Annotated in this window: 6 protein-coding genes; 4 read left to right on the forward strand and 2 right to left on the reverse strand. The window is 61.7% G+C overall.

Annotated features, from left to right (window positions below; translation table 11 throughout):
- Nucleotides 1-282: 282 nt before the first annotated feature.
- Nucleotides 283-3,228, reverse strand: coding sequence for a type I DNA topoisomerase (gene topA / locus DL88_RS04045; RefSeq protein WP_034991900.1), 2,946 nt, complete (start codon nt 3,226-3,228; stop codon nt 283-285).
- 381 nt (nt 3,229-3,609) lie between these two features.
- Between topA and DL88_RS04050 the strand changes: the two genes are divergently transcribed.
- Genes DL88_RS04050 through dprA form a run of 4 tightly spaced genes read left to right on the forward strand, consistent with a single transcriptional unit; the run spans nt 3,610 to nt 7,850 of the window.
- Nucleotides 3,610-4,563, forward strand: a complete 954-nt coding sequence (locus tag DL88_RS04050; protein WP_034991902.1) for an aspartate carbamoyltransferase catalytic subunit — start codon at nt 3,610-3,612, stop codon at nt 4,561-4,563.
- 10 nt (nt 4,564-4,573) lie between these two features.
- Nucleotides 4,574-5,914, forward strand: a complete 1,341-nt coding sequence (pyrC, locus tag DL88_RS04055; protein ID WP_034991905.1) for a dihydroorotase — start codon at nt 4,574-4,576, stop codon at nt 5,912-5,914.
- A gap of 29 nt (nt 5,915-5,943) precedes the next feature.
- Nucleotides 5,944-6,555, forward strand: coding sequence for a glycerol-3-phosphate 1-O-acyltransferase PlsY (plsY, locus tag DL88_RS04060; RefSeq protein WP_034991908.1), 612 nt, complete (start codon nt 5,944-5,946; stop codon nt 6,553-6,555).
- Between the two features lie 35 nt (nt 6,556-6,590).
- Complete coding sequence (dprA, locus tag DL88_RS04065; protein WP_051955555.1) at nt 6,591-7,850, forward strand: DNA-processing protein DprA; 1,260 nt, start codon at nt 6,591-6,593, stop codon at nt 7,848-7,850.
- A 75-nt stretch (nt 7,851-7,925) separates the two neighbouring features.
- Here dprA and DL88_RS04070 read toward each other — a convergent pair.
- On the reverse strand, nt 7,926-8,252 hold a 327-nt coding region (locus tag DL88_RS04070; protein WP_034991910.1), incomplete at its 5' end, for an IS5 family transposase.

Consider the following 8,252-nt stretch of genomic DNA (forward strand, 5'->3'; position numbering starts at 1 on the left):
TTTTGCCGAAATATCCAGACGGCTTTCGATCAAAGGAGCCATCTCTACTTAACGCCCCATTGCCTCAAGGGAGTTCTTTTGCCGCCTGCGGCTCATGGCGCTTCGAGCGATGCAGAAAAAGCTCTTATGAACGATAGAGCATTTTCGGCATCAAGAGAACTATCTCGCGTTTCGCTGGCGTTGAAAACACGCTGACTTCCAAACGCATCCGTCGGAGGCCATATTCCTTACCCTTGCCGCGCCTTTGTGCGGGCGCTGGGGTGCCTGAAAGATGTCTCGCCGTTAAAATGGCGGCTCCTCGTCAAAGTCTTCGGCTGGTGGCTCGTCTGCCTTCTTGGCTGCGGATTTCGGCTTGCTGGTTTTCGGGCTCGGCTTTTCGGCATCATCGGCTGTGGCCGACTTCCGCTTTGTTGCCGTCTTGGTTTTCTTTACCGCTTCAGGCTTGTCCGAATCTGCCTTGCTTGTGGCACTCTTGCTGCCCGTCTTCTTGGCCGGCGCTTTTTTCGCGGTTCCGGCCTTGTCGTCTATGAGCTTGATGGCATCTTCGAGCGTGATCGTATCGGGCGTCAGGCCGGATTTCAGCGTCGCGTTGACCTTGCCCCAGTTGACATAGGGGCCGAAACGGCCTTCCCGCAGGGTGATCGGTCCACCGGAGGGATGTTCACCCAGCATTTGGCCCTGCACCGTTCCCTTGCCTTTGCCGTCGGTGCCGCTTGCCTTGGCGGCGAGGAGCGCAATCGCCTCCTCAAGCGTCAATGTGGTGGGGTCGGCGTCTTTCGGCAAGGTGGCGTTGACCTTGCCCCAATTCACATAGGGGCCATAACGTCCAGCTTTGATGGTGATTTCGCCGCCTTCCGGATGGTTGCCGAGCACGCGTGAGGGCGCGCTTTCCGCCTTGCCGAAGCGCCGGCCGGAGAGGCCGCTCTCCTTGGCGACGATCAGATCGACCGCGCGATTGCCGCCGATTGAGAGAATATCCTCATCCTTGCCGACATTCGCATAGGTCTTGCCGTGCTGCACATAGGGGCCGAAACGGCCGATGCCGGCGACGATCGGCTCGCCTGTCTCGGGGTGGCGGGCGACCTCGCGCGGCAAGGAGAGGAGGCCAAGCGCGATCTCCAGCGTCACATCAGCCGGGGCGATGGTTTTGGGTAGCGAGGCGCGTTTCGGCTTCTCGCCCTCGCCGCGCTGGACATAGGCGCCGAAACGCCCATCCCGCAGGGAAATTTCGTCGCCCGTTTCGGGATCGTGGCCGAGCACCTTGACGCCCGGACGGTCCTGTTCGCCGCCCGCGCCCGCCTCCGGCCCGGTATCCGACAAGGTCCGGGTGAATTTGCATTCGGGATAATTCGAACAGCCGATGAAAGCGCCGAATTTGCCGATCTTCAGGGACAATTGCCCATCCTTGCAGGAAGGGCAGGTGCGCGGATTCGACCCATCCGGTTTTTCGGGGAAAATATAGGGACCCAAAAGATCGTTCAGGCTGTCGAGCACCTGGGTCGTGCGCAATTCCTTGGTGCCGGCGAGCGCCTCGGAAAAATCGCTCCAGAAATCGCGCAGCACCTGTTTCCAGTCGATCTCGTGATTGGAGATCTTGTCGAGGCTTGCCTCGAGATCGGCAGTGAAATCATAGCCGACATAGCGGCCGAAAAAGGCTTCGAGAAAAGCGGTGACGAGCCTTCCCTTGTCCTCTGGAATCAGCCGTTTCTTTTCGATGCGGACATAATCGCGATCTTTCAGGACGGCGAGGGTCGAGGCATAGGTCGATGGCCGGCCGATGCCCAATTCCTCCATGCGCTTGACGAGCGTCGCCTCGGTGAAGCGTGGCGGCGGCTCGGTGAAATGCTGGCTCGCCTCGATCCGCTCCTTGGTCAGGTGGTCGCCTTCTTTCATCGGCGGCAGGCGGGCGCTTTCCTCATCTTCCTCGTCGTCGCGGCCTTCCTGATAGAGTTTCAGAAAGCCATCGAACCGCACCACCTGGCCGGTGGCGCGCAGATCAAGCTTGCGCGCGCCGACCTCGGCCAGAATATCGACCGTCGTGCGTTCGAGTTCAGCGGATTCCATCTGGCTCGCAATGGTGCGGGTCCAGATCAGCTCGTAAAGTTTCGCCTGTTCGGGTTCGAGATAGCGCGCCACATTTTTCGGCAGGCGGGCAAGATCGGTCGGGCGGATCGCCTCATGCGCTTCCTGCGCATTCTTGGCCTTGACCTGATAGCGGCGCGGCGCCTGCGGCACATATCTGTCGCCATATTCGTTGGCGATCACCTTACGGGCGCCATTGATGGCCTCCGGTGCCAGATCGACGCCGTCGGTTCGCATATAAGTAATGAGGCCGACCGTCTCGCCGCCGAGGTCGACGCCTTCATAAAGGCGCTGTGCGAGCTGCATGGTGCGCGCTGGTGCAAGGCCGAGTTTGCGCGCGGCTTCCTGTTGCAGGGTCGAGGTGGTGAAGGGCGGTGCGGGATGGCGCTTGGCGGGTTTCGCCTCGATCTTGGCGACGGTGAACAAAGCCGTCTCAAGCGCCGCCTTGAAGGCTTCCGCCTCCTCGCCCTTGCCGATATCGAGCCGGCTGATCTTCTTGCCGTCGGCACCGACGAGCCGGGCGGAAAAGCTCTGTCCTTCCGGCGTGCGCAAAAAGGCGATGAGCGACCAATATTCGCGCGGCACGAATCGCTCGATTTCGAGCTCGCGCTCGCAGACGAGCCGCAGGGCCACCGATTGGACGCGCCCGGCCGAGCGCGCGCCGGGCAATTTGCGCCACAGCACCGGGGAAAGGTTGAAGCCGACGAGATAATCGAGCGCCCGGCGCGCCAGATAGGCATCGACGAGATCGATGTCGATGGCGCGCGGATGTTTCATCGCATCGAGAATCGCCGATTGGGTGATCGCATTGAAGACGACGCGTTCGACCGGCTTGTCCTTGAGCACTTTCTTGGCTTTGAGCACTTCCAGCACATGCCAGGAAATCGCCTCGCCCTCGCGGTCGGGGTCGGTGGCGAGAATCACCCGGTCGGCGTCTTTCACCGCCTTGGCGATCTCCGACAGCCTTTTGGCGGATTTGGTGTCGACATCCCACAACATGGCGAAATCGGCATCGGGATCGACGGAACCATCCTTCGGCGGCAGATCGCGGACATGGCCGAACGAGGCAAAGACCTCATAGTCCTTGCCCAGATATTTATTGATGGTCTTGGCCTTCGCCGGTGATTCGACGATGACGACATGCATCGAGGAGCATCTCCAGAAATGTTTGCTGCCTCACCTGCAGCAGCAAACGGAAAGTGGAAAATCGAAAGCAGGGATAGCCCGTAATATAAAGTCTCATTGCTCCCAAGTGGTTGGGAGCAATGCGGTCCGGCGGGAAGCCGCCGCCCCGCCGTCGCGGGGGCCCGAATTTCGATGAACGGCGCTCATCGAAATTCAATTTAAGAATTGATGAAGGAAATTCACTCGACCCAGGCTTTAGACATTGACATTCCCTATGGAACCCGGCGGGGGAAGATGGGGGAGGCGGAGGCGCCTGTCAAATGGACCTTCCGCGCGAAAATCCGGGGAGCCTCGATCCACATGGGTTGCGAAGCGGCGCGATTCAATTCATAGAGAGCGCCGATGCTTGAACCGCTCTCTCAAAAGCCCACCTTTCCCCACCGCCATCTGCTTGGGATCGCGGGCCTTTCCGCGCAGGATCTGACTTTTCTCCTCGACCTTGCCGAAGAAGCGGTCGGCGTGTCGCGCCAGATCGAAAAGAAGCGCACGAGTCTGCGCGGCCGCACCCTCATCAATCTCTTTTTCGAAGCCTCGACGCGGACGCAATCCTCCTTCGAGCTTGCCGGCAAAAGGCTCGGCGCCGATGTGATGAACATGTCGGTCGCGACCTCCAGCGTCAAAAAGGGCGAGACCCTGCTCGACACGGCGATGACCCTCAACGCCATGCGGCCAGACATTATCGTCGTGCGCCATGCCAAGGCCGGCGCCGTGCATCTCCTCGCCAATGAAGTCGATTGCTCGGTGGTCAATGCCGGCGACGGGGCGCATGAACATCCGACCCAGGCTTTGCTCGATGCTCTGACGATCCGCCGCAACAAGGGCCGGATCGAAGGACTCGTGGTGGCGATCTGCGGCGATATTCTGCATTCGCGCGTCGCCCGCTCGAACATTCTGTCGCTCTCGGCGCTCGGCGCGCGGGTGCGTGTCATCGGCCCCTCGACCCTTCTGCCAGCGGGCATCGAGAATATGGGGGTCGAAGTGTTCCGCCGGATGGAAGAGGGACTCGCCGGCGCCGATATCGTCATGATGTTGCGGCTGCAACGCGAGCGCATGGATGGCGGTTTCATCCCCTCGCTCAAGGAATATTTCCGCTTCTACGGGCTCGACGAGGAAAAATTGGCCCTGGCGAAGCCCGATGCCCTGGTGATGCATCCCGGCCCGATGAATCGCGGCGTCGAGATCGCCTCGCGCGTCGCCGATGGGCCGCAGAGCCGGATTCGCGAACAGGTCGAAATGGGCGTCGCCGTGCGCATGGCCGTGCTCGAAGCCCTGTCGCAACATCTGCCGAACGGATGAGACTGACTGGATGACCTATCGTGTTTCTCCCGAAACGCCGCCGCCGCTTGCCCTGGTCAATGCCCGCCTCGTCGATGGCGCGGCGGATTGCGAGCGGCGTGGTGGCGTTCTGGTGCTCGACGGGGACATCGCTGCCGTCGGCCCGGAAGTCACGGCGGCGGCACTGCCGGCCGGCGTGCCGGTCATTGATTGCTGCGGCGATGTCGTCACCTCGGGCCTCATCGACATGCGCGTTTTCGTTGGCGAGCCCGGCGCCGAACATCGCGAAACCATTGCTTCCGCCACCGCCGCTGCCGCTGCCGGCGGGGTGACCACTCTGCTGACGCGCCCCGACACTTTTCCTCCCGTCGATGAGGCGGCGGTTGTCGATTTCCTGCTGCGCCGCGCCCGTGACACCGGCAGGGTGCGGCTATTGCCGACGGCGGCCCTCACCAAGGGGCTGCGCGGCGAGGAAATCGCCGAAATCGGCCTGCTGCTGCAGGCTGGTGCCGTGGCTTTCAGCAATGGCACCCATTCGGTGCGCAATGCGCAGGTGATGCGCCGCCTGCTCGCCTATGCGCGCGATTTCGATGCGCTCACCATTCATTATGCGGTGGATGAGGATCTCGTCGGCGATGGCGTCATGAACGAGGGCGAGCGCGCCTCGCGCCTGGGTCTCGCCGGCATCCCGCGTGAGGCGGAAGCGGTCATGCTCGATCGCGACATCCGTCTCGTCAATCTCACCGGCGCGCGCTATCACGCCGCGCTTGTCACCACCACGCTCTCGGTGGAAGTGATCCGCGCCGCCAAAGCCGCTGGCCTGCCGGTCACTTGCGCCACCTCGATCAACCATTTGACGCTCAACGAAAACGACATCGGCGAATATCGCACCTTTCTCAAGGTCGCCCCGCCGCTTCGCGAAGAAGATGAGCGTCTCGCCCTCGTCGAGGCTCTGGCCGAAGGCGTGATCGACGTCATTGTCTCCGATCACGATCCGCAGGATGTCGAGACCAAGCGTCTGCCTTTCGCCGAGGCCGAATTCGGCGCGATTGGCGTCGAAACCATGCTGTCGGCGGGCTTGCGGCTGGTGACCTCTGGCCATCTCACCTTGCCGCGCCTCATCCGCGCGCTTTCGACGCGGCCCGCCGAAATTCTCGGCCTGCCTCAGGGGCGGCTGGCGGTTGGTGCACCGGCTGATCTCATCCGTTTCGATCCGGGTGAGCCTTTCGTCGTCAACCGCAAGAAACTGCATTCGCGCTGCCGCAACACGGCTTTCGATCAGGCGCGGCTTGAAGGCCGCGTCAAGCTTACGCTCGTCGGCGGAAATACGGTGTTCGCGCTTTCCGAGACTGGTGAAGCTCTGCTAAGTTAAAGCTGGTTCTGCTTTTTCGACCGGACAGGATGTTCGCCGTGGTCCCCTTTGCCTGCCTGATTCTCGGCTATCTCTTGGGCTCCATTCCCTTCGGCCTGTTGCTGACGCGGGCGGCCGGCACGCAGGATTTGCGGGCGATCGGCTCCGGCAATATTGGCGCGACCAATGTGCTGCGCACCGGCCGCAAGGATCTCGCCGCTCTGACCCTGCTGCTTGATGCGCTCAAGGGCACGGCGGCGGTGCTCATCGCCCGCTGGATTGCGGAAACCTATGCGGGGGGCGATCCTTTGCCGCCGCTTTTTGCCGCGGCTGGCGCCTTTCTTGGCCATGTCTTTCCGGTCTGGCTGAAATTTTCTGGCGGCAAGGGCGTTGCGACCTTTCTCGGCTGCCTGATCGGGCTTGCCTGGCCTGCAGGGCTTGCCTTCGCGCTCATCTGGCTTTCGGTGGCCTTTCTCACCCGCTATTCCTCCGCCGCCGCGCTGACGGCGAGCGCGCTGACGCCGCTGGTGCTCTGGTTTCTCGACGCGAGACCGGCGAGTTTCGTCTTTCTGGTGCTTGCTGCCATTTTATGGATCAAGCATCGCGCCAATATTGCCCGCCTGCGCGCGGGCACTGAAACCAAAATCGGCAGCAAGGGCTGAGCCCGCCACGGGACTTTGGAGGCGCCGCCGCCATTATGAGTCAGAGTCCGTTCTTCCCTCTGGAACAGCGCGAACTCACGATCCGCGAGCGTTCCGACTGGCTGCGTCTCGCGCGCAGCGATGGCATCGGCCCGCGCACCTTTCTCTCCCTGCTCACGCGTTATGACAGCGCCGGCGCGGCGCTCGAAGCGGTGCCGCATCTCGCCAAAAGCCGGGGCCGGCAATTACGCCTCGCCGATGCGGACGAGATCGCCCGCGAGGAAACAGCGCTTGCAGCGGCGGGAGGCAGTTTCATCGCGCTTTGCGAGCCGGATTATCCGCCACTCCTGCGTCTCATCGATGCGCCGCCGCCCATCATCGCCATGCGCGGCCAGCGCAAAAGCCTCGCCCGCGCCAAAGTCGCGATCGTCGGCGCCCGCAATGCCTCGGCAGCCGGTCTCGTGATGACGGAACGGCTCACCCGCGATATTGCCCGGGCGGGCTATGTGATCGTTTCCGGTCTTGCGCGCGGCATAGACGCCAAGGCGCATCAATCGGCGCTGGAGACCGGCACCATCGCCGTGCTCGCCGGCGGGCTCGGACGCATCTATCCAGCCGAACATGAAGCTTTGCTGGAACGCCTTTTGGAGCATGGCGCGGCGATCAGCGAAATGCCCTTTGGCTGGGAAGCGCGCGGCCGCGATTTCCCCCGCCGCAACCGCATCGTCTCCGGCCTCAGCCTCGGCCTCGTGGTGGTGGAAGCGGCGCGCCGTTCAGGCTCACTCATCACAGCCCGTTTCGCGGCGGAACAGGGCCGCCAGATTTTCGCAGTGCCGGGCTCTCCCCTTGACCCAAGAGCCGAAGGCCCCAATGATCTGCTGCAGGAAGGTGCCACTTTCTGCACCAAGGGCGAGGATGTCATCGAGGCGCTCGCCAGCCAAAGCGCGGCCCGCCCGGGTTTTGCCGAACCGCGTGAGCACACAGGCGAGCAGCAAGAATTATGGGATGAGGTTGATATTCTTGGTGAGGGTTTTGACGGGGAGATTCCTTTTGTATCGGCTATCGTCGATGACGAGGTGGATACAGAATTGGAAGTGATTGCGCTGGAGCCAGAGGCGGCAGAATATATGCCGGTGAAGAGCGGCGACGATCTTAGAACAATCATTCTGTCGCTGTTGAGCGCGACGCCGATTTCCATTGATGAACTCGCCCGCGCGGCGGAGAGTCACGCGGGGGCAGTGCAGGGTGTGTTGTTGCTGCTCGATCTTGAGGGAAGGATCGAACGGCATGGGGCTGGGTTGGTGTCGTTGCGGTAGAAAGCTTTTATAACTTCGTGAAAGGCGATTTCTTAAAAACGGGGACGAAATAATATATTTTATCTAACGGTGTGTCTAGGTCCTGTTGACGAATGCGCGCATCCAGAGGCGAATAGCGGCGATATGAACGAAGCCAAGGTAGCTTTCGGCGGTTTTATCGTATCGGGTCGCGAGGCGGCGTGAGTTTTTGAGCTTGTTGAAGCACCGCTCGATGCGATTGCGCAGGGCGTAGATGTAATCGTCGACGGGGATTTGCGTTTTCCGGTTTTTCCGGGTCGGGATGATGGTGGCCGCGCCTTTTGCTTCCATTGTCTCGCGAATATGGTCGCTGTCATAGCCGCGATCGGCCAGAAGCACCTTCGGCTCCGGCCCTTCGGCTTCGATCAGCGGATCGAAGCCTGA

Origin of the sequence: Beijerinckia mobilis, from assembly GCF_000745425.1 — a bacterium.
In the GTDB taxonomy this organism is placed as follows: Bacteria; Pseudomonadota; Alphaproteobacteria; order Rhizobiales; family Beijerinckiaceae; genus Beijerinckia; species Beijerinckia mobilis.